This is a genomic window from Pseudomonas sp. CFBP 13710, from assembly GCF_014842235.1.
GTDB lineage: Bacteria > Pseudomonadota > Gammaproteobacteria > Pseudomonadales > Pseudomonadaceae > Aquipseudomonas > Aquipseudomonas baltica.
In genome coordinates this window covers 41,097-58,579 of record NZ_JACYVJ010000007.1, presented here as the reverse complement: position 1 = coordinate 58,579, position 17,483 = coordinate 41,097, and the positions used below count along the sequence as shown (strand labels likewise).

The 17,483-nt window shown below is 63.6% G+C and carries 17 protein-coding genes; 9 read left to right on the top strand and 8 right to left on the bottom strand.

Annotation, left to right across the window (positions count from 1 at the left end; genetic code table 11):
• Window positions 1-18 precede the first annotated feature (18 nt).
• Window positions 19-255, bottom strand: a complete 237-nt coding sequence (locus IFT44_RS15725) for a DUF1127 domain-containing protein (protein ID WP_122479953.1) — start codon at window positions 253-255, stop codon at window positions 19-21.
• A gap of 165 nt (window positions 256-420) precedes the next feature.
• On the opposite strand from IFT44_RS15725, the gene IFT44_RS15720 reads away from it, so the two are divergent.
• A complete protein-coding gene (locus IFT44_RS15720) occupies window positions 421-1,860 on the top strand; it encodes an aminotransferase-like domain-containing protein (protein ID WP_192176199.1) in 1,440 nt (479 codons plus the stop codon).
• Between the two features lie 43 nt (window positions 1,861-1,903).
• A complete protein-coding gene (locus tag IFT44_RS15715) occupies window positions 1,904-3,466 on the top strand; it encodes a phospholipase D family protein (protein ID WP_122479955.1) in 1,563 nt (520 codons plus the stop codon).
• Between the two features lie 24 nt (window positions 3,467-3,490).
• Here the strand turns inward: IFT44_RS15715 and IFT44_RS15710 are convergent, their stop codons facing one another.
• Window positions 3,491-4,984, bottom strand: a complete 1,494-nt coding sequence (locus tag IFT44_RS15710) for an aldehyde dehydrogenase (protein ID WP_122479956.1) — start codon at window positions 4,982-4,984, stop codon at window positions 3,491-3,493.
• A 163-nt stretch (window positions 4,985-5,147) separates the two neighbouring features.
• On the opposite strand from IFT44_RS15710, the gene IFT44_RS15705 reads away from it, so the two are divergent.
• A complete protein-coding gene (locus tag IFT44_RS15705; protein ID WP_122479957.1) occupies window positions 5,148-5,510 on the top strand; it encodes a cupin domain-containing protein in 363 nt (120 codons plus the stop codon).
• A gap of 145 nt (window positions 5,511-5,655) precedes the next feature.
• Here the strand turns inward: IFT44_RS15705 and rpmG are convergent, their stop codons facing one another.
• A complete protein-coding gene (rpmG, locus tag IFT44_RS15700; protein ID WP_022960960.1) occupies window positions 5,656-5,811 on the bottom strand; it encodes a 50S ribosomal protein L33 in 156 nt (51 codons plus the stop codon).
• A gap of 12 nt (window positions 5,812-5,823) precedes the next feature.
• A complete protein-coding gene (rpmB, locus tag IFT44_RS15695; protein ID WP_122479958.1) occupies window positions 5,824-6,060 on the bottom strand; it encodes a 50S ribosomal protein L28 in 237 nt (78 codons plus the stop codon).
• A gap of 372 nt (window positions 6,061-6,432) precedes the next feature.
• Here rpmB and IFT44_RS15690 point away from each other — a divergent pair, with 372 nt between their 5' ends.
• Window positions 6,433-8,022, top strand: a complete 1,590-nt coding sequence (locus IFT44_RS15690) for an ABC transporter substrate-binding protein (RefSeq protein WP_192176198.1) — start codon at window positions 6,433-6,435, stop codon at window positions 8,020-8,022.
• 16 nt (window positions 8,023-8,038) lie between these two features.
• Here the strand turns inward: IFT44_RS15690 and radC are convergent, their stop codons facing one another.
• On the bottom strand, window positions 8,039-8,713 hold the full coding sequence (radC, locus tag IFT44_RS15685; protein WP_192059349.1) for a RadC family protein: 675 nt from the start codon (window positions 8,711-8,713) through the stop codon (window positions 8,039-8,041).
• 134 nt (window positions 8,714-8,847) lie between these two features.
• Here radC and coaBC point away from each other — a divergent pair, with 134 nt between their 5' ends.
• The 4 genes from coaBC to argB all read left to right on the top strand — a co-directional run bounded on the left by coaBC (window position 8,848) and on the right by argB (window position 14,033).
• Complete coding sequence (coaBC, locus tag IFT44_RS15680) at window positions 8,848-10,056, top strand: bifunctional phosphopantothenoylcysteine decarboxylase/phosphopantothenate--cysteine ligase CoaBC (RefSeq protein ID WP_192176197.1); 1,209 nt, start codon at window positions 8,848-8,850, stop codon at window positions 10,054-10,056.
• Between the two features lie 8 nt (window positions 10,057-10,064).
• On the top strand, window positions 10,065-10,520 hold the full coding sequence (gene dut / locus IFT44_RS15675) for a dUTP diphosphatase (protein WP_122479962.1): 456 nt from the start codon (window positions 10,065-10,067) through the stop codon (window positions 10,518-10,520).
• Between the two features lie 1,158 nt (window positions 10,521-11,678).
• Window positions 11,679-13,103 (top strand): phosphomannomutase/phosphoglucomutase, encoded by a 1,425-nt coding sequence (locus IFT44_RS21165; protein ID WP_244647059.1) that lies wholly within the window; start codon window positions 11,679-11,681, stop codon window positions 13,101-13,103.
• 24 nt (window positions 13,104-13,127) lie between these two features.
• Window positions 13,128-14,033 carry an acetylglutamate kinase gene (gene argB / locus IFT44_RS15665; protein ID WP_043192190.1) on the top strand — a complete coding sequence of 302 codons (906 nt, stop codon included), beginning with the start codon at window positions 13,128-13,130 and terminating at the stop codon, window positions 14,031-14,033.
• A 324-nt stretch (window positions 14,034-14,357) separates the two neighbouring features.
• Here the strand turns inward: argB and IFT44_RS15660 are convergent, their stop codons facing one another.
• Window positions 14,358-14,951, bottom strand: a complete 594-nt coding sequence (locus IFT44_RS15660; RefSeq protein WP_192176233.1) for a DUF4124 domain-containing protein — start codon at window positions 14,949-14,951, stop codon at window positions 14,358-14,360.
• Window positions 14,952-14,961: 10 nt separating this feature from the next.
• On the bottom strand, window positions 14,962-15,603 hold the full coding sequence (pyrE, locus tag IFT44_RS15655; RefSeq protein WP_122479964.1) for an orotate phosphoribosyltransferase: 642 nt from the start codon (window positions 15,601-15,603) through the stop codon (window positions 14,962-14,964).
• A gap of 82 nt (window positions 15,604-15,685) precedes the next feature.
• On the opposite strand from pyrE, the gene IFT44_RS15650 reads away from it, so the two are divergent.
• The gene (locus IFT44_RS15650) at window positions 15,686-16,465 is read left to right on the top strand and encodes an exodeoxyribonuclease III (RefSeq protein WP_043192186.1); all 780 of its coding nucleotides are present in this window, start codon (window positions 15,686-15,688) and stop codon (window positions 16,463-16,465) included.
• A 164-nt stretch (window positions 16,466-16,629) separates the two neighbouring features.
• Here the strand turns inward: IFT44_RS15650 and rph are convergent, their stop codons facing one another.
• On the bottom strand, window positions 16,630-17,352 hold the full coding sequence (gene rph / locus IFT44_RS15645; protein WP_122479965.1) for a ribonuclease PH: 723 nt from the start codon (window positions 17,350-17,352) through the stop codon (window positions 16,630-16,632).
• Window positions 17,353-17,483 lie beyond the last annotated feature (131 nt).

The following is a 17,483-nucleotide window of genomic DNA, read 5'->3' as shown; positions in this document are numbered from 1 at the left end:
CGCCAGGAACTCGCACGACTACAGGCGCCAGAACGGCTTCAAGCCTTCGCTACGCGCCTGCTGCGCATCCAGGCCGATATCGCGCAACTGGTCCTTGTCCAGTTCCAGCAAGGCTGGCCGTGTGCGCAGGCGATGCAGCATCAGCGCCCAACGTCCCAGGTCTGCCGGTGCACGCTCGGCGCAGGGGCGCAGCCTCGGCTCTTCCAGCAATTCTTCGGTGCGCAGCAGCAGACGTACATCGGTCAAGCCATTCATGGCCGTTCTCCTTGAAGTGTTTGGACAGCAAGGCCATGGTGCCGCAGCCGAGGGCATCTCATACAGATTCAAAAAGGGCTTATGTTTTTCATACAGTCAGCTGACCTGCCGGTCTGAATGCTGTATTTTGGGCGCATCTGTATGGTTACCCGCGCGAGCGATCCTATGACCCTGTACATGAACCTCGCCCAGCTGCTCACTCGGCGCATCGAACAGGGCCTCTATCGCCCCGGCGATCGACTGCCCTCGGTGCGCGCCCTGAGCATCGAGCACGGCGTCAGCCTGAGCACCGTGCAGCAAGCCTATCGCCAGCTCGAAGACCACGGCTTGGCGGCACCGCGGCCCAAATCCGGCTATTTCGTGCCCACCGCCCGTGAGCTGCCGGCGCTGCCAGCGGTAGGCCGGCCCATGCAGCGTCCGGTGGAAATCTCGCAGTGGGACCAGGTGGTCGAACTGATGCGCGCCGCGCCGCGTGATGATGTGGTGCAGCTGGGCCGCGGCATGCCCGATGTCAGCAGCCCGACCCTGCGCCCCCTGCTGCGCGAGCTGGCCCGTCTGAGCCGGCACCAGGCCATGCCGGGCCTGTACTACGATTCGCTGTATGGCACCCAGGCCCTGCGCGAGCAGATCGCCCGGTTGCTGGTGGACGCCGGTTGCCAGTTGAGCATTGGCGAACTGGTGGTCACCACCGGCTGCCACGAGGCGCTGTCGGCCAGCGTGCGCGCCATCTGCGAACCCGGCGATATCGTCGCCGTGGACTCGCCGAGCTTCTTCGGCGCCATGCAGACGCTCAAGGGCCTGGGCATGAAGGCTCTGGAAATCCCCACCGACCCGCTGACCGGCATCAGCCTGCAGGCGCTTGAACTGGCATTGGAGCAGTGGCCGATCAAGGCCATACAGCTGACGCCCAACTGCAACAACCCATTGGGCTACGTCATGCCCGAAGCCCGCAAGCGCGCGCTGCTGACGCTCGCCCAGCGCTTCGACGTGGCGATCATCGAGGACGATGTGTATGGCGACCTGGCCTTCAGCTACCCCCGTCCGCGCACGATCAAGTCGTTCGACGAAGACGGCCGGGTGCTGTTGTGCAGTTCGTTCTCCAAGACCCTGGCGCCGGGTCTGCGGATCGGTTTCGTCGCCCCGGGCCGCTACCTGGAACGGGTGCTGCACATGAAGTACATCGGCACCGGGTCGACATCGACACAGCCGCAGCTGGCCATCGCCGAATTCATCAAGGGCGGCCACTACGAACCGCATCTACGGCGCATGCGCACCCAGTATCAGCGCAGCCGCGACCTGATGATCGACTGGGTCACTCGTTACTTTCCCGCCGGCACCCGCTGCAGCCGCCCGCAAGGCGGGTTCATGCTGTGGGTCGAATTGCCCGACGGCTTCGATACCCTCAAGCTCAACCGCCTGCTGCTCGACCAGGGGGTGCAGATCGCCGTGGGCAGCATTTTTTCGGCGTCGGGCAAATATCGCAATTGCCTGCGCATGAACTTCGCCAGCAAGCCCACGCCGCAGATAGAGGCCGCGGTGCGCGCGGTGGGCAACTGCGCACGGCAACTGCTGGTGGAAAATCCACACCCCGATGCCGACCTTTGACGGCCTGCCAGGGTCGAACTGCACGTCTCCCCCTCTGCCAAGGATGATCGCTTTGCCCTGCCCCAGGCTGTTACCGCTGCTGTTGACCTTGATCCTGGCCCTGCAAGGCTGCGCCAGCGTGAACGCGCCGCGGGACTACAGCGAGATGTTACCGGCCGAACAATCGGCCTTCGGCAGGTCGGTGCAGGCTCAGGTACAGGCCCACCACGGACAATCGGGGTTCCGCCTGTTGTCGAGCAGCGATGAGGCGTTTCGCGCACGCGCCGAATTGATCCGCAACGCCCAGGGCAGCCTCGACCTGCAGTACTACATCGTCCACGACGGTTTCAGTACCCGGGCGCTGGTCGACGAGCTGCTCAAGGCCGCCGACCGCGGCGTGCGCGTGCGCATCCTGCTGGACGACACCACCAGCGATGGCCTGGACAAGACCATCGCCACCCTGGCCGCGCATCAGAACATCCAGATCCGCCTGTTCAACCCGACGCACCTGGGCCGATCCACCGGCGCCACGCGTGCAGTGGGCCGCCTGCTGCAACTGTCCCGGCAACACCGGCGCATGCACAACAAACTGTGGCTGGCCGACAACAGCGTGGCCATCGTCGGCGGGCGCAACCTGGGCGACGAATACTTCGACGCCGAGCCGGACATGAACTTCACCGACATCGACCTGCTCGGCTTCGGGCCGGTGGCCCAGCAACTGGGGTACAGCTTCGATCAGTACTGGAACAGTGCGCTGAGCCAGCCGATCGCCAACTTTCTGTTCACCGTTCCCACGGCCAGGCACCTGGCGTCCACGCGCGTGCGCCTGGAGCAGTCGCTGCTTGAATCCAGACGCCAGCACCATGTCCTCTACGAACGCCTGATGACCTATCAGAGCGCGCCACAGATGGACATCTGGCGGCAGCAACTGATCTGGGCCTGGGGCCAGGCGCTGTGGGATGCACCAACCAAGGTGCTGGCTCGCGGCGAGCCCGACCCGCACCTGCTGCTGACCACCCAGCTCGCGCCTGAGCTGACCCGGGTCAAGCATGAACTGATGTTGATCTCTGCCTATTTCGTACCGGGCGAGGCTGGCCGCGACTACCTCACCGGGCGCGCCGACGCCGGGGTCGACGTCAGCCTGCTGACCAATTCACTGGAAGCCACCGATGTACCCGCAGTACACGGCGGGTACGTGCCCTACCGCAAGGCGTTGCTCGAACATGGCGTGAAGCTGTTCGAACTGCGTCGCCAGCCAGGTGACGATGGCGACGTGTCCCTGAGTTTCACCGGCAGTTCCGATTCCAGCCTGCACAGCAAGGCGATGATCTTCGATGCGCGCAAATCCTTCATCGGCTCGTTCAATTTCGATCCGCGTTCGGTGTTGTGGAATACCGAGGTCGGGGTGCTGGTCGACAGCCCGGAACTGGCAGCGCAGATGCGCCACCTGGCCCATGAGGGCATGTCGCCTGCGCGCAGCTATCAGGTGCGCCTGGAAAATGGCCAGGTGGTATGGGATACCGAGGACCACCAGCAGATGCATACCCTCTACCGCGAGCCGGGTGACTGGTGGCGAAGGCTGAACGCATGGTTCAGCGAGGCGGTGGGGCTGGAGAAGATGCTTTGATTCCCCCGCCCCACTGTGGATGGATCAGAGCTTGATCCAGGTGGCCTTCAGTTCGGTGTATTTGTCGAACGCGTGCAGCGACTTGTCACGGCCGTTGCCCGACTGCTTGAAGCCACCGAACGGCGCAGTCATGTCGCCACCGTCGTACTGATTGACCCACACGCTGCCGGCACGCAACGCCTTGGCCGTCAGGTGCGCCTTGGAGATGTCCGCCGTCCATACCGCGGCGGCCAGGCCATAGGCGCTGTCGTTGGCGATGCGCACGGCCTCCTCGGCAGTATCGAAGGTAAGCACCGACAATACCGGCCCGAAAATCTCTTCCTGGGCGATCTTCATGGCATTGGTCACGCCATCGAAAATGGTCGGTTCTACGTAAGTGCCGCCGGTTTCCTCGAGGATGCGCTTGCCGCCCACCAGCAGCGTTGCGCCGCCTTCCTGACCGGCCGCAATGTACGACAGCACGGTGTTCATCTGCTGGGTGTCCACCAGCGCACCGACGTTGGTCGCCGGGTCCAGCGGGTTGCCGGGTTTCCAACCCTTGAGCGCCTCGACCACCATCGGCAGAAAGCGCTCCTTGACCGAACGTTCCACCAGCAGGCGTGAACCGGCCGTACAGACTTCGCCCTGGTTGAAGGCAATGGCACTGGCTGCCGAATCGGCCGCGGCCTGCAGGTCCGGCGCATCGGCGAACACGATGTTGGGGCTCTTGCCACCTGCTTCCAGCCAGACGCGCTTCATGTTCGACTCGCCAGCGTAGATCATCAGTTGCTTGGCGATCCTGGTGGAACCTGTGAACACCACGGTGTCCACGTCCATGTGCAGAGCCAGCGCCTTGCCCACCGTGTGGCCGTGGCCCGGGAGCACGTTGAGCACACCTTTGGGAATGCCCGCCTCGATCGCCAGCTGGGCGATGCGAATGGCCGTCAGCGGAGATTTTTCCGAAGGCTTGAGAATCACCGAGTTGCCCGTGGCCAGGGCCGGCCCCAGCTTCCAGCAGGCCATCATCAGCGGGAAGTTCCACGGCACCACTGCGGCGACCACGCCCACGGCTTCGCGGGTGACCAGGCCGAGCTGATCGTGCGGGGTCGGGGCGACTTCGTCGTAGACCTTGTCGATGGCCTCGCCGCTCCAGGCCAGGGCATTGGCTGAACCAGGCACGTCGATGTTCAGCGAATCGCTGATCGGCTTGCCCATGTCCAATGTTTCCAGAAGCGCGAGCTCTTCGGCATTTTCCCGCAGCAGGCTGGCGAAACGAATCAGGGTGGCCTTGCGCTTGGCCGGTGCCGCCTTGGCCCAGACGCCGGAGTCGAACGTGGCGCGGGCATTCTCGACCGCTCGCTGGGCATCGGCAGCGTCGCAGCTGGCCACCTGGGCCAACAGCCGGCCATCGACGGGGCTTACGCATTCGAAGGTCTGGCCCGACACGGCGTCGGTGTATTCGCCGTCGATGAACGCGCGCCCTTCGATCTTCAGCTGCTGGGCACGTTGTTCCCAGTCAGCGCGAGTCAGAGTGGTCATACGGATCTCCTGTGATTGAATGCAAAGCCCGGCCGTGCAAGGCTGGACGGGATGACATCGAACCACCCTAAACCACCGGTGTGACGCTTTTCAATATATTTGACACTTGGCGCACAGAGGCCCACGGATGTGCGTTTTATCCAACAAGCGAGGGGTTTCCTGCATGAACATCACCAGCATCGTCGATTTTGCTCAACACAGCGTCGCCCCGGAACGCTACCGGCCTGCGCCCGAGAAGATCCTTGGCGGCGACCCCGAACAGACACTGTTCAATCACTACCAGAGCCCCTGCGGGCAGATGAACGCGGGGGTATGGGAAGGCCAGGTAGGGCAATGGACGGTCAACTATACCGAGCATGAATACTGTGAAATCGTGCAGGGCGTCTCCGTGTTGCGCGACAGCCAGGGCAACGGCAAGACGCTGCGCGCCGGCGACCGCTTCGTGATCCCCGCCGGTTTCAGTGGCACTTGGGAAGTACTGGAAGCCTGCCGCAAGATCTACGTGGTGTTCGAAGCCAAGGATTGAGGCTGCTCCACACCCCCCCTGTAAGAGCGAGTGTACCTGTGGGAGCGGGTTCTACCCGCGAGAGCACCCCCGCGATCCCAGAATTCACACCAAAAAAAAGGCCCGCATCTTTCGATACGGGCCTTTTTCTGGTCGCCAAAATCAATTACTTGATTTTGCCTTCCTTGTACATCACGTGCTTGCGAACAACCGGATCAAATTTCTTGATCTCGATCTTGTCCGGGGTAGTGCGCTTGTTCTTGTCGGTAGTGTAGAAGTGACCAGTACCGGCGCTCGAGATCAAACGAATCAATTCACGCATGATAAAGCTCCCTTAAACCTTGCCGCCATCGCGACGGATTTCGGCCAGCACGACAGTGATGCCACGCTTGTCGATGATACGCATGCCCTTGGCGGATACGCGCAGACGCACAAAACGTTTCTCTTCTTCAACCCAGAAGCGGTGATGCTGCAGGTTCGGCAGGAAACGACGACGGGTTTTGTTGTTTGCGTGGGAAATGTTATTCCCAGTCACCGGACCCTTACCGGTAACTTGACAGACTCTCGACATGCCTCAGCCCTCTAAAACCACATGCCCAACCCGGCATGGGTTGGCCGCTTATCTTTCAGTCATTTGGCGCACGGCGCCGCGTTTCTTCAGGGTCTTACCCACCTCACCGTAAAGGCAGAGGAACAGGGCCCTAGAAAAGAGCGCTGCTTTATACCAGAAAGCCTTGGGCGCAACAACTGCAGATGCACAATCAATGTGTCGCGCAACACAGCTACTGGCTCACGCGCAGCAGTGGCGGGCGTGCTGCGGCACGACCACTCGTCGCGCAAAAAAACGATTTAGGGATAGTCAACGCTGCCTGACATCTCTAGGGTAGGACTTTTCTCCAGACTGCATAGGCAGATGGGCCCTCGACACGCCAAGGAACACACCATGCGTCTTGCGACTTTGCCGTTCTTGCTTGCTCCCCTGTTTGCCTCTGCGCTGGCTCATGCCGCGCCGCTGACAGTCTGTACCGAGGCCAGCCCAGAAGGCTTCGACGTGGTCCAGTACAATTCACTGACCACCACCAACGCGTCGGCCGACGTACTGATGAACCGCCTGGTGGAGTTCGATGCCAAAGCCGGCAAGGTCGTTCCCAGCCTGGCGGACAGCTGGGCCGTATCGGCCGATGGCCTGACCTACACGTTCAAGCTGCACCCCGGCGTCAAGTTCCACGGCACCTCGTACTTCAAGCCCGACCGCGAGCTCAATGCGCAGGACGTGCTGTTCAGCTTCCAGCGCATGCTCGACCCGGCCAACCCCTGGCACAAGGTCGCGCAGAGTGGCTTTCCGCACGCCCAGTCGATGCAGCTGCCGAGTCTGATCAAGAAGATCGAGGCGCCTGATCCGCTGACCGTGCGGTTTACCCTGGATCATCCCGATGCGACGTTCCTGGCGACCTTGAGCATGGGCTTCGCCTCGATCTATTCGGCGCAATACGCCGAGCAACTGATGCAGGCCGGTACTCCGGAAAAACTCAACAGCCAGCCGATCGGCAGCGGTCCGTTCATCTTCGTACGCTTCGAGAAGGACGCCGTGGTGCGCTACAAGGCCAACCCGGATTACTTCGCCGGCAAACCTGCGGTCGACCCGCTGCTGTTTGCCATCACCCCGGACGCCAACGTGCGCCTGCAGAAGCTGCGGCGCAACGAGTGCCAACTGACCCTCTCGCCCAAGCCGCTGGACATTGCCGCAGCCGCCGACGACAAGAGCCTTCAGGTGATCAAGACCGAGGCCTTCATGACCGCGTTCCTGGCCATCAACAGCCAGCACCCGCCGCTGGACAAGCCTGAAGTGCGCCAGGCGATCAACCTGGCGTTCGACAAGGACAGCTACCTCAAGGCCGTGTTCGAGGGCACTGCGGAGGCGGCCAATGGGCCCTACCCGCCCAATACCTGGAGCTATGCGCGGGACCTGCCGGGTTACCGGCAGGACACCGCCAAGGCGCGTGAATTGCTGGCCAAGGCCGGCCTGAAGGACGGCTTCAACACTACCATCTGGACCCGCCCATCGGGCAGCCTGCTCAACCCCAACCCCAGCCTGGGAGCGCAGCTGCTGCAGGCGGACCTGGCCAAGGTCGGCATCAAGGCCGAAATCCGCGTGATCGAATGGGGCGAGCTGATCCGTCGCGCCAAGGCCGGTGAGCATGACCTGTTGTTCATGGGCTGGGCTGGCGACAACGGTGATCCGGACAACTTCCTAACGCCGCAGTTTTCCTGCGCGGCGGTACAGTCCGGGACCAACTTCGCGCGCTATTGCGACAAGACCCTGGACAAGCTGATCAGTGATGGCAAGGCGGTGACCGACCAGGCCCAACGCAGCAAGCTGTACCACCAGGCCCAGATGCAGATCCAGCAGCAGGCGCTGTGGCTGCCACTGGCACACCCGACGGCGGCCGTGCTGGCCCGCAAGGGCGTCGAGGGGTACAGCGTCAGCCCGTTCGGCCGGCAGGACTTTTCCAAGGTGTCTGTGGGTAAATAGGACGCAGCGAGGCCACTCACATCCAGCCATGCTCGACCATCGACAGCGGCTCGCCTTCGCCGATGATGATGTGATCGAGCACGCGCACGTCGACCAGCGCCAGCGATTCCTTGAGGCGCTGGGTCAGCGCGCGGTCGGCCTGGCTCGGGGTCGGGTTTCCTGAAGGGTGATTGTGCGTCAGGATCAGCGCCGCGGCGTTCATGGCTATGGCCCGCTTGACCACTTCGCGCGGATACACCGCCGCGCTGTCGATGGTGCCGCGAAACAGCACCTCGAAACCCAACGGCTGGTGCTTGGTGTCCAGGAACAGGCAACCGAACACTTCCTGGCGCTCATGGCGCAGCTTGGCCTTGAGGTAGCGGCGCACCGACTCGGGATCTTCCATGGCCGGTCCGCGTTTCAGCCGCTCGGCCATGTAGCGGCGGTTCATCTCGATGGAGGCCTGCAGCTGGGCGTATTTGGCAGGCCCCATGCCGAAGTGCTGACTGAAGGTTTTCTGGTCGGCTTCGAGCAGGGCCCGCAGGCCGCCGAAGCGGATCAGCAGGTTGCGCGCCACGTCCACGGCGCTATGCCCGGCCACGCCGGTACGCAGGAATATCGCCAGCAGCTCGCCATCGGAAAGACTGCCCGGACCATGCGCCAGCAGGCGCTCACGTGGCCGCTCGGCCTCGGGCCAATCGCGAATACTCATCCCCACTCCCTGTCTGTGAGCCTCGCTGTTCCATAGCGAGCGCTGTGCTATCTTAGCGCAACTTTTTGCACGGCGACCCGGCCCCGGGAGGCGGTTTCACCGTGGTGTTATTACCAGATGATAAAGGCAGGCCTATGCAGCGGCTGTATCGAAAACGCATCATTCTGGGCGTCGGCGGCGGCATTGCCGCCTACAAGAGCGCCGAGCTGGTACGTAGGCTTCTGGAGCAGGGTGCCGAAGTACGCGTGGTAATGACCAAGGGCGGCAGCGAGTTCATCACGCCGCTGACGCTGCAGGCGCTTTCCGGCCACCCGGTACACATGGACCTGCTCGACCCCGCGGCCGAAGCCGCCATGGGCCATATCGAGCTGGCCAAATGGGCCGACGTGGTGCTCATCGCCCCCGCCACTGCCGACCTGATGGCGCGCCTGGCGCAGGGCATGGCCAACGACCTGCTGACCACGCTGGTACTGGCCACCGATGCCACCGTGGCCATCGCGCCGGCCATGAACCAGGCCATGTGGCGCGATCCGGCCACCCAGGACAACCTGCACCTGCTGCGCAGCCGTGGCCTGAAAGTCTTCGGCCCGGCTGCGGGCAGCCAGGCCTGTGGCGACATCGGCCTGGGCCGCATGCTCGAAGCCACCGAGCTTGCGCTGTGCGCAGCCGACTGCTTCGAGCACCTGGCCTTGACCGGCAAGCACGTGCTGATCACTGCCGGCCCGACCCAGGAAAACATCGATCCGGTGCGCTACATCACCAACCACAGCTCCGGCAAGATGGGCTTTGCCCTGGCCGAAGCGGCCGTCGAGGCCGGCGCTCGCGTCACCTTGATCTGTGGCCCGGTGCACCTGCCCACGCCCGACCGCGTGACGCGCATCGATGTGGTCAGCGCACGCGACATGCTCGCTGCCTGCGAAGCTGGCATGCCCTGCGACGTGTTCATCGCATCCGCCGCCGTGGCCGACTACCGCCCCGAAGTGGTGGCCGCGCAGAAGCTCAAGAAAGACCCGGCCAGCGGTGACGGCCTGCTGCTGCAGATGGTACGCAACCCGGACATCCTGGCAACCATCGCCGGCCGCGCCGATCGCCCTTTCAGCGTCGGCTTCGCCGCCGAAACCGAACACCTGCTCGACTATGCCGCGCGCAAGCTCCAGGACAAGAACCTGGATTTGATCGTGGCCAACGACGTCGCCAACCCCAGCATCGGTTTCAACAGCGAAGAAAACGCCTGCAGCGTGATCGACCGCCAGCTGCAGACCACTGCTTTCGCCCAGACCAGCAAGGGCAAGATCGCCCGCCAGCTGGTTTCCTTCATCGCCAAGCGCCTCGATCAGGTTTAACGACATTCATGCACGCCCTTCAAGCCAAAATCCTCGACCCACGCCTGGGCCGGGACTTCCCGCTGCCGCACTACGCCACACCCGGCTCCGCCGGCCTGGACCTGCGCGCCATGTTGCAGCAAGACACACTGCTGGCACCTGGGCAGACCTTGCTGATTCCTACCGGCCTGTCGATCTACATCGGTGATCCGGCCCTGGCGGCGCTGATCCTGCCGCGCTCGGGCCTGGGCCACAAGCATGGCATCGTGCTGGGTAATCTGGTCGGCCTGATCGACTCCGATTACCAGGGCGAACTGATGGTTTCGTGCTGGAACCGTGGCCACACCGAGTTCACCCTGACAGTGGGCGAGCGCATCGCCCAACTGGTATTGGTACCGGTGGTGCAAGCCCATTTCGAGCTGGTCGAAAGCTTCGACGAAAGCCAGCGCGGGACCGGCGGTTTCGGTCACTCCGGCACCCAGTAAACGGCCATGCAGAGCAGGCGGCCGTGGCGAGACCATGCCGTTCCAACGCGTTCAATGCGGAGATGACAGGTGAAAGGATTTCCTCGCAATGCCAAGACGGCCGAGCACGGCCAGGCTTCGAACGCACGGCCCAACGCCGGCAACCAGGCGTTGCTGCTCGCCATTGCCGGGGTGCTTGCCGCCCTGCTGCTGATCTGGTTTCTGGTGGTTGCACCGCTGGCCGGCCGCGCCTTCCAGAACGCCGAGGCGAGCGCCGCCGCGCCTTTCATCGCGGGCCTGGACGCTGCGATCGCGCGTCAGGCCGGCCAGGCCGCCGCCCTGGCCCATTCACCTGCACTCATGGCCGCGCTGGCCAGCCAGGACCCCGCAGGTGTCGCCCAGGCCGCCAATGCAGTGCCGTTGATCGACGGTCTGCAAGGCGTGCGCCTGAACCTGCCGGGACAGGCCAAGGTCGACCAGCAGGGCGCGGCCCCGATCAATTTTGCCGTACTGGACATGCTCAGCCGCGCCGAACGCGGTGTTGCCACCCCGCCTGAAGCCTACAAGGTCAACGGACGCTGGTGGATCTACACCGTCGCGGCCGTCCAGCAAGGCCCGCAGTCACCCGTGCTGGGCACACTGCTGCTGGGGTTCGACATGCAGCCACTGGTCAAGGCGCTGGCATTGCCCGACGCCGAGTTCGGCCAGTTGCGCCTGCAGCAAAGCGTACTGGGCAGCCCACCGCAACTGCTGGTCGAGCAAGGCAGCAACGCGTCTGCCACACGCTATCCGTATGCGACCTCCAACCCCAACTGGCGCCTGGAATTCAGCCCGGGGCCGTTGTTCCAACCGCCCTTCGCCTGGAGTTCGCTGGGCCTGATGATGCTGGCGGCGGCAATTGCCATTGGCTGCGCGGCGCTGGCAGTGCGTCTTGCCCAGCGACAGCTGTATGCGCGCATCGAGGCCGATGCGCGGCAACTCGAGCAGTTGCTCGACGAGTTGTCCGGCGGCAAGGCGGTCAAGGCGTTCGGCCTCAGCCTGGCGCCACTCAACGGCCTGGCACAGGGCCTGGCGCGGCTGTCGCTGCGTGAAGGCAGCGCGCAACCCACCGACGGCACTGCCGTTGTGCCAGCGCCTGCTGCGGACAATTGGACCAATCCGATCTTTCAGGACACCGACATGCTCGAAGTCGACGCGGCGGAGCCTGACCCCGACCCGGGCACCCTGCCACCGGCGCTGCCCCACGGGATCTTTCGCGCCTATGACATCCGCGGCATCGTCGGCAGTACCCTGAATGCCGACACGGCCTACTGGGTAGGCCGTGCCGTCGGTGCGCAAAGCCTGGCCATGGGCGAGGCCAACGTCAATGTCGGCCGGGACGGACGCCTGTCCGGGCCCGAATTGGTGCAGCCGCTGATCCAGGGGCTGGTAGACGCCGGCTGCCACGTCAGCGACGTGGGCCTGGTGCCGACACCGGCGCTGTACTATGCCAACCACGTGCTGACCGGACGTTCCGGGGTGATGCTCACCGGCAGCCACAACCCGCCTGACTACAACGGCTTCAAGGTGGTGATCGCCGGCGACACGCTGGCCAACGAACAGATCCTGGCATTGCATCAGCGCCTGCTGCACAACGACCTCAGCCAGGGCCAGGGCAGTGTCGAACAGGTGGACATCCTGCCGCGCTATGTCGCGCAGATCCGCGATGACATCGTGCTCACCCGTCGACTCAAGGTGGTGGTCGACTGCGGCAACGGCGCTGGCGCGGTGGTAGCCCCGGAACTGATCCAGGCCTTGGGGTGCGAGGTCATCCCGCTGTTCTGCGAGGTCGACGGGCATTTCCCCAATCACCACCCGGACCCGAGCAAGGCCGCCAACCTGCAGGCGTTGATCGCCAAGGTGGACGAAAGCGGCGCCGACCTGGGCCTGGCCTTCGATGGCGACGCCGACCGTGTGGGCGTTGTGACCAACACCGGTCGCATCATCCATCCCGATCGCCTGCTGATGCTGTTCGCGCGCGATGTGCTGTCGCGCAATCCCGGTGCCGACGTGATCTACGACGTCAAGTGCACGCGCCGCCTGGGCCCTCTGATCAAGGAGCACGGCGGGCGTCCGGTGATGTGGAAGACAGGACATTCCCTGATCAAGAAAGAGATGAAGCGCACTGGCGCGCTGGTAGCCGGGGAAATGAGCGGGCACATCTTCTTCAAGGAGCGCTGGTTCGGCTTCGACGACGGCATCTACAGCGCCGCGCGACTGCTGGAAATCCTCAGCCGAGAAAACCTCAGCGCCGAAGAGGTGTTCGCTGCATTCGCCGACGACGTGTCCACGCCCGAACTGAATATCCCGGTGACCGAAGACAGCAAATTCAGCCTCATCGACGCCTTGCACCAAAGCGCCCAGTGGGGCGACGCGCAGCTCACCACCATCGATGGCGTGCGCGTGGACTACCCTAGAGGCTGGGGCCTGGTCCGTGCCTCCAACACCACGCCGGTGCTGGTGACACGCTTCGAAGCCGAAGACGCCGAGGAACTCGAACGAATCCAAGGCGTCTTCCGTACCCAGCTGTTGAAAGTCGCACCTGACCTGCACCTACCGTTCTGACCACTTGTTTCACTGGAGCCCCGCATGACCCTCGAACGTGATGCCGCCACCAACGTCGCCAAGGTATTGTCCGAAGCGCTGCCCTATATCCGCCGCTTCGTCGGCAAGACCCTGGTGATCAAGTACGGCGGCAACGCGATGGAGAGCGAAGAGCTCAAGACCGGTTTCGCCCGTGACATCGTGTTGATGAAGGCTGTCGGCATCAACCCGGTGGTGGTGCACGGCGGCGGGCCGCAGATCGGCGACCTGCTCAAGCGCCTGTCCATCGAGAGCCATTTCGTCGACGGCATGCGGGTTACCGATGCGCAGACCATGGACGTGGTGGAGATGGTGCTGGGTGGCCAGGTCAACAAGGACATCGTCAACCTGATCAACCGCCACGGCGGCAGCGCCATCGGCCTGACCGGCAAGGACGCCGAGCTGATCCGCGCGCGCAAGCTCACGGTGACTCGCCAGACGCCTGAAATGACCAAGCCGGAAATCATCGACATCGGCCACGTCGGGGAAGTCACCGGGGTCAACACCGATCTGCTGAACATGCTGGTCAACGGCGATTTCATTCCGGTGATCGCGCCTATCGGTGTCGGCCCGGACGGTGAGTCCTACAACATCAACGCCGATCTGGTAGCGGGCAAGGTGGCCGAGGCGCTCAAGGCCGAGAAGCTGATGCTGCTGACCAACATCGCCGGCTTGATGGACAAGGAAGGCAATGTACTGACCGGCCTGACCACCGAGCAGGTCGCCGGTCTGATCGCTGACGGCACCATCTATGGCGGCATGCTGCCCAAGATCCGCTGCGCACTGGAAGCGGTCCAGGGCGGCGTGACCACCTCGCACATCATCGACGGCCGCGTTCCCAACGCCGTGTTGCTGGAAATCTTCACCGACAGCGGTGTCGGTACCCTGATCAGCAACAAGAAAATCGGTTGATCCGACAGCGGTGCGCCAGACGCACCGCATTCATCGCCGACGCGGCTCGCGCCGCTGCTACAGAATTCCCGACCCCCTGTAACAGCAGCACAAGCCGCGTCGCCCGCAAACGCTCCCTGTAGCAGCGGCGCAAGCCGCGTCGGCGGTAAATGCCCCCCCGTAGCAGCGGCGCAAGCCGCGTCGGCGATGAATGCTCCCCTGTAGCAGCGGCGCAAGCCGCGTCGGCGGTGAATGCTCCCCTGTAGCAGCGGCGCGAGCCGCGTCGGCGATGAATGCGGTGCATCAGGCAGAACGCGGTAAGGTCCGACGCGGCTTGCGCCGCTGCTACAGGGGATTTTCGAGAAGTTTGACCAGTTGGGTTCGCTGCTGCGCAAAGCCGGCGTCGGCTTCGCTGCGCGATTGCTGCAGCCTGGCGATGCGGGTTTGCAGCTCGGCGACTTGAGCGTGCACATCACGCAGCTGGTCGAGCATCGACGTCGACACCTCCTGACCTGCGCGTTCCTGGGCGGCAGCCTGCCCCTGCAATGTCGCCTGCTGACCCTGCAAGGTCTTCACGTTCGCCGTGGCCACGGCAATCAGCGCATCGATTTCCGCCCGACGACGGGCACTGGCCTTGTCCAGCTCTTCCAGCGATGGGTAGCGATCGAGCAGCTGTGCATCGGCCTGCGCCTGGGCGTCGGCCTGCTGCTTGAGGCGCAGCTCCTCGGCGGTAGGTGCAGGCGGCACCATCTGCACCACCCGACCGGTCTGGTTGAGCACCTGGTAACCCTTGCCCACGTACTCCGGTGGCACGCCCTGGCGATCCAGCACGGTCACGCCACGGCTATCGACGTAGCGATAGAGCAGCATGCCCGGCGCCTCGGCCGCCGTTGCCGCCAGCACCGGCAGCAGGCTGATCGCCGCCACCGCCAGGCTCAGACGCACGTGCTCAGATACCGTATTGCGCACGGTAGGCTTCGACCGCCGGCAGATGCTGCTTGAGCTGCGCATCGTCGGCGAGAAATTCCAGCACCTGGTTCAGCGAAACGATACTGACCACCGGCACGGCGAAGTCACGCTCCACCTCCTGGATGGCCGACAGCTCGCCGTTGCCACGCTCCTGGCGATTCAAGGCGATCATGACCCCGGCGGCGGTCGCACCCTGCTGCTGGATGATCTGCATCACTTCACGAATGGCCGTACCGGCGGTGATCACGTCGTCGATGATCAGCACGTTGCCGGCCAACGGCGAGCCGACCAGGCTGCCACCTTCACCGTGCGCCTTGGCTTCCTTGCGATTGAAGCACCAGGGCACGTCCAGCTGGTGCCTTTCGGCCAGTTGCACGGAAGTGGCGGCCGCCAGGGGAATACCCTTGTAGGCAGGGCCGAACAACACGTCGAAGGCAATGCCGCTGTCAACGATGGCTGCGGCATAATAGCGCGCCAGTTCGGCCAGTGCGGCGCCGGTATTGAACAGGCCGGCATTGAAGAAATAAGGGCTGGTACGCCCTGATTTCAGGGTGAATTCGCCGAAACGCAGAACGCCTCGATCAATGGCAAAACGAATGAAGTCGCGCTGATAGGCCTGCATCGAAAAAGTCCCGGATACCACGGATTTAGCTAATTAGGTAGAGCTCGGGTATCATACACGCACAAGATTTTTGGGGCCATGTATGCGGATCATCAGTGTGAACGTCAATGGTATTCAGGCGGCAGTCGAGCGCGGGTTGCTCAGTTGGCTGCAGGCCCAGAATGCCGACGTCATCTGCTTGCAGGACACCCGTGCTTCCGCCTTTGAACTGGACGATGCCGCCTTCCAACTGGACGGCTACTTCCTTTATGCATGCGATGCCGAAGTGCCCGCCCAAGGCGGCGTGGCGCTGTACTCGCGGTTGCAACCCAAGGCGGTCATCAGTGGGCTGGGTTTCGAGACAGCCGACCGCTACGGGCGTTATCTGCAGGCAGATTTCGACAAGCTCAGTATTGCCACCCTGCTGTTGCCCTCGGGCATGAACGGCGATGAAGACTTGAACCAGAAGTTCAAGCTCATGGACGACTTCGGCAAGTACCTGGACAAGCAACGGCGCAAGCGTCGCGAATACATCTACTGTGGCTCGCTGTATGTAGCGCAACAGAAACTCGACATCAAGAACTGGCGCGACAGCCAGCAGTCGCCGGGTTTCCTGGCACCCGAGCGCGCCTGGATGGACGAAATCGTCGGCAACATGGGTTACGTCGACGCACTGCGCGAAGTCAGCCGCGAAGGCGACCAGTACAGCTGGTGGCCCGACAACGAACAGGCCGAGATGCTCAACCTGGGCTGGCGCTTCGACTACCAGCTGCTCACACCTGGCCTGCGCCGTTTCGTGCGCAGCGCGCGTCTGCCGCGCCAGCCGCGTTTTTCCCAGCATGCGCCACTGATCGTGGACTACGACTGGACCCTGACGATCTGATCGCCAGGCACAAAAAAGCCGACCCCTCGAGGTCGGCTTTTTTGTTTGCTTCTTGCAGAGCTTGAAACACTGTGGGAGCGGGGCGGGCAGAGGGCTCGCCGCCCGCCCCGCTCCCACAGAAAGCTCGCCCCTGGAGAGAGCCTGCCCCCCCACAGAGGTTTGCATCACTCGCCCAGGGCGACTTTCTGCAAGGCGAAGATTTCTTCCATGCCGTGCTGAGCCAGCGCCAGCATGGCGTTCAGCTCGGCGGGCTGGAACGGCGCGCCTTCGGCGGTGCCCTGCACTTCGATGAAACCACCGGTGCTGGTCATCACCACGTTGAGGTCGGTCTCGGCGGCGGAGTCTTCCAGGTAGTCCAGGTCCAGGACCGGCTCGCCCTGATACATGCCCACCGATACTGCAGCGATCATCTGCTTGAGCGGATCGCCGCCTTTCAGGCCGCCGCGCTTCTTGACCATTTTCAAGGCATCGACCAACGCCACCATGGCACCGGTAATGGACGCGGTACGGGTACCGCCATCAGCCTGGATCACATCGCAATCGACGTAGAGGGTGATGTCGCCCAGCTTGCTCATGTCGAGCGCTGCGCGCAGCGAACGGCCGATCAGGCGCTGGATTTCCAGGGTGCGACCGCCTTGCTTGCCACGGCTCGCCTCACGCTGGTTACGGTCGCCGGTGGCGCGTGGCAGCATGCCGTATTCGGCGGTCAGCCAGCCTTGGCCCTGGCCTTTGAGGAAGCGCGGAACGCCGTTTTCGACGCTGACGGTGCAGATCACCTTGGTGTCGCCGAACTCTACCAGCACCGACCCTTCGGCGTGCTTGGTGTAGTTGCGAGTGATGCGGATCGAGCGGAGCTGATCGGCGGCGCGACCACTTGGACGTTTCATCGGGATACCTGTACTGGACTCAAATCTGACGGGCATTATAGGGCGTCCGACCACGAATTGCCCGCGCGGGGTCGGAGCGGGACATTGCAGATGGCCTCTGCGCCGGCACAGGGCTCACCGCCCGCCCCGCT

What these genes read in the sequence shown, in the direction of transcription:
- IFT44_RS15725 (WP_122479953.1), bottom strand. Translation starts at nt 255, where the DNA reads ATGAATGGCTTGACCGATGTACGTCTGCTGCTGCGCACCGAAGAATTG.
- IFT44_RS15720 (WP_192176199.1), top strand. Translation starts at nt 421, where the DNA reads ATGACCCTGTACATGAACCTCGCCCAGCTGCTCACTCGGCGCATCGAA.
- IFT44_RS15715 (WP_122479955.1), top strand. Translation starts at nt 1,904, where the DNA reads ATGATCGCTTTGCCCTGCCCCAGGCTGTTACCGCTGCTGTTGACCTTG.
- IFT44_RS15710 (WP_122479956.1), bottom strand. Translation starts at nt 4,984, where the DNA reads ATGACCACTCTGACTCGCGCTGACTGGGAACAACGTGCCCAGCAGCTG.
- IFT44_RS15705 (WP_122479957.1), top strand. Translation starts at nt 5,148, where the DNA reads ATGAACATCACCAGCATCGTCGATTTTGCTCAACACAGCGTCGCCCCG.
- rpmG (WP_022960960.1), bottom strand. Translation starts at nt 5,811, where the DNA reads ATGCGTGAATTGATTCGTTTGATCTCGAGCGCCGGTACTGGTCACTTC.
- rpmB (WP_122479958.1), bottom strand. Translation starts at nt 6,060, where the DNA reads ATGTCGAGAGTCTGTCAAGTTACCGGTAAGGGTCCGGTGACTGGGAAT.
- IFT44_RS15690 (WP_192176198.1), top strand. Translation starts at nt 6,433, where the DNA reads ATGCGTCTTGCGACTTTGCCGTTCTTGCTTGCTCCCCTGTTTGCCTCT.
- radC (WP_192059349.1), bottom strand. Translation starts at nt 8,713, where the DNA reads ATGAGTATTCGCGATTGGCCCGAGGCCGAGCGGCCACGTGAGCGCCTG.
- coaBC (WP_192176197.1), top strand. Translation starts at nt 8,848, where the DNA reads ATGCAGCGGCTGTATCGAAAACGCATCATTCTGGGCGTCGGCGGCGGC.
- dut (WP_122479962.1), top strand. Translation starts at nt 10,065, where the DNA reads ATGCACGCCCTTCAAGCCAAAATCCTCGACCCACGCCTGGGCCGGGAC.
- IFT44_RS21165 (WP_244647059.1), top strand. Translation starts at nt 11,679, where the DNA reads ATGCTCGAAGTCGACGCGGCGGAGCCTGACCCCGACCCGGGCACCCTG.
- argB (WP_043192190.1), top strand. Translation starts at nt 13,128, where the DNA reads ATGACCCTCGAACGTGATGCCGCCACCAACGTCGCCAAGGTATTGTCC.
- pyrE (WP_122479964.1), bottom strand. Translation starts at nt 15,603, where the DNA reads ATGCAGGCCTATCAGCGCGACTTCATTCGTTTTGCCATTGATCGAGGC.
- IFT44_RS15650 (WP_043192186.1), top strand. Translation starts at nt 15,686, where the DNA reads ATGCGGATCATCAGTGTGAACGTCAATGGTATTCAGGCGGCAGTCGAG.
- rph (WP_122479965.1), bottom strand. Translation starts at nt 17,352, where the DNA reads ATGAAACGTCCAAGTGGTCGCGCCGCCGATCAGCTCCGCTCGATCCGC.